General features: G+C 71.5%; 2 protein-coding genes. Both read right to left on the reverse strand.

Annotated elements, in window-relative coordinates; translation table 11 throughout:
- Positions 1-2,025: AMP-binding protein (locus ACYP33_RS15745; RefSeq protein WP_459622762.1), on the reverse strand; the 2,025-nt coding region annotated here is incomplete at its 3' end.
- A 143-nt stretch (positions 2,026-2,168) separates the two neighbouring features.
- Positions 2,169-2,836: MFS transporter (locus tag ACYP33_RS15750; RefSeq protein ID WP_459622763.1), on the reverse strand; the 668-nt coding region annotated here is incomplete at its 5' end.

Below are 2,836 nucleotides of genomic sequence, written 5' to 3' on the forward strand. Positions count from 1 at the left end.
GAGCGCACGTGCGGCCAGCTCGCGCGCGAGTTCCGCCACGGGCCGGTCGTCCATCAGTTCGTCGAGTGCCGCTGCCACGCCGAACTCGCGCGCCAGGCGGGTCTGCAGATCGACGAGCGCGAGGGAATCGAGGCCGAGCGCGAGCGCGGAGGCGGCCCGTGCCTCGGGGCGCGCCGCGCCCGCCGCGCCGAGCATCGCGGCGATCACGCGCTCGCTCAATGCCTCGACGCTGTCGACCGGCACGAGCGGCGCGGCCGGCATCGCCGCCGCGGGGGCCTCGGCGCCCGCCCCCGGCCGCGCGCGCGCGAGCACCGGCAGCTCGCCGTTCAGGTAGTGCTGGCGCACCAGCGTGCGCTGGTTCTTGCCGCTTGACGTCTTGGGCACCACGCCGGCCTGCACCAGCACCAACTCGTGAAGCGGGATGCCGTGCGCGGCCGCCACCGCGGCGGCGGCACGCCGCCCGGCCTCCTCGGCGTCGAGCGATTTGCGCACGGCGCGCTGGATCTCCTGTACCACCACCAGGCGCTCGCCGTCCTCGCCGTCGATCGCGAATGCCGCGCCGCAGCCGGCGCGGAAGTCGGCGCTGCTCTGCTCGACGGTCTGCTCGATGTCGGTCGGATAGTGGTTGCGCCCGCGGATGATGATCAGCTCCTTGAGCCGGCCCGTCACGTAGAGTTCGCCGCCGTCGAGCAGGCCGAGATCGCCGGTGCGCAGGAACGGCGGCGAGTCCTCCCCGGCGATGCGGGCGTCGAACTGGGCGCGCGTGTCGTCCTCGCGGTTCCAGTAGCCGTCGGCGACGCTGCCGCCGCGCACCCAGATCTCGCCGATCTCCCCGGGGCCGCTCACGCGCAGGCCGTGCGGATCGACGATGCGCACCTGCTGGTCGCCGCCCACGCGCCCCGAACTCACCAGCTCGGCGGCAGGCTGCCCGTCGACCGCGTCGACGCAGCGCCCGGCCTGCAGCGCGAGCGCGTCGACGCGGCGCGTGAGCGCGCCGGCACCGGGCACGGCGCCCGACACGAACAGCGTGGTCTCGGCCATCCCGTAGCACGGGAACATCGCGCCCGCATCGAAGCCGTAGTCGGCGAACGCCGTCGCGAACTTGTCGAGCGTCGAGGCGCGGATCGGTTCGGCGCCGTTGAACGCGACGCGCCACGAGGACAGATCGAGCCCGGCCTTGTCGGCCTCGGCGATGCGCGTCGCGCAGAGTTCGTAGGCGAAGTTCGGGCCGCCGCTGGTGGTGGCCCCGTAGGTCGAGATCGCGCGCAGCCACTTGAGCGGCTGCTGCAGGAACTCGAGCGGCGACATCAGCACCGACGGGATGCCGAGATAGACGGGCTGCAGCACGTTGCCGATCAGGCCCATGTCGTGATACAGCGGGCACCAGCCGACGAACACCGTGTCCGGACCGTGGCGGAAGCCCTCGCGGATCGCGCGCTCGTTGGCGAGCAGGTTGCGGTGCGTGACGCGCACGCCCTTGGGGCGGCCGGTGGAGCCCGAGGTGTATTGCAGGAACGCCAGATGGCTGGCGGGCAGCAAGGCCCCTTCGGCGTCGGATACCTCGCCCGGCGCGGCCAGCAGCGCGTCGGTGCCGATCACGCTCGCGCGCGACGGCACGTCGGCCTGCGCGATCTCTTCGCTGATCGCCTCGACCAGATCGTCGCTGGTCAGGATCGCGCCAGCGCCGCAATCGGCGATGATCGCCGTGAGCCGGTTGCGTCGCGTGGCGCGACCCGACGGCGGATAAGCCGGCACAGCCGCGCAGCCCGCGTAGAGGCAGCCGAAGAACGCGGCGATGAAGTCGAGCCCGGGCCGATAGAGCAGCAGCACGGGCCCGCCGCTCGGGCATTCGCGCGCGAGGCGGGCGGCGATCGCGGTGGCGCGCCGGTCGAGTTCGGCGAAGCTTAGTTGCGGTGCCTCGACGACACCGTCGGTCAGGAACCGGAACGCGGTGTCGTACGGCTTGACGGCTGCCCAGTGACGCAGGCATTGGCCAAAGTTGTGAAGATGATCGAACCGACTCATTGTGGCTTCAAAGGCATTCATCGTCGCGCTCCGGTGCGGCATCGAGGTAATTCGCTTGAGAAGGAAAGGGCGTTCTCGGGCCGCTTGCGCGGACCCGATGTCACGGCGTGTCGGACGGGAGTCGGCCTCGGCGCGCGCGCTCGTCAGACGGCGCCATCGGACTGCCGCGAGAAGGCCGGATGCCGGCGCCGCGCGGCCCAGCCGAGCGCCACGCAGGCGGCCAGCGAGAGGGCCGCGTAGCCGCTCCAGTAGAGCGACTTGCTCGCGAGCCGCGCATAGTATTCGCCGCCGAGCGTGCCACCCAGCAGCGAGCCGAGCAGCGCGGTCAGGCCAAGCATGCCGAACACGGTGCCGGCGTACTGGCGCGGGATCGAACGGTTGGCCGTCACATCGATGGTCGGGTCGATGATCATTTCGCCGATCGTATAGACGGCGATCATCAGGCCGAACCACAGCGGCCCAGGCAGGCCGGCGAAGCCGGCGAAACTCGCGCCCACGATCGCGAAGCCCGCCGCCAGCATCGCGTGCGCGGACCAGCGCCGCGCGAGCCACTGAGTGAGCGGCAACTGCAGCGCGATGATGACCACTGCGTTGATCGTGAAGATCAGGCCCGAGGCGGCCGTCCCGTACTGCTGGTTCGCGTGCAGCGGCAGCGTCAGCTCGAGCTGCATGTAGATCGCGTAGAACACCACGTTGACCAGCGACATCGCGAGAAAGCCGCGGCTTCGCAGGATCTCGCGCACCGCCGCGCCGAACGAATACGTCGGCGCGGCCGGCCGTGACCGGGCCGATTCCGGCCGCGAACGCGGGG

It is taken from the genome of Burkholderia sp. 3C (assembly GCF_054589155.1).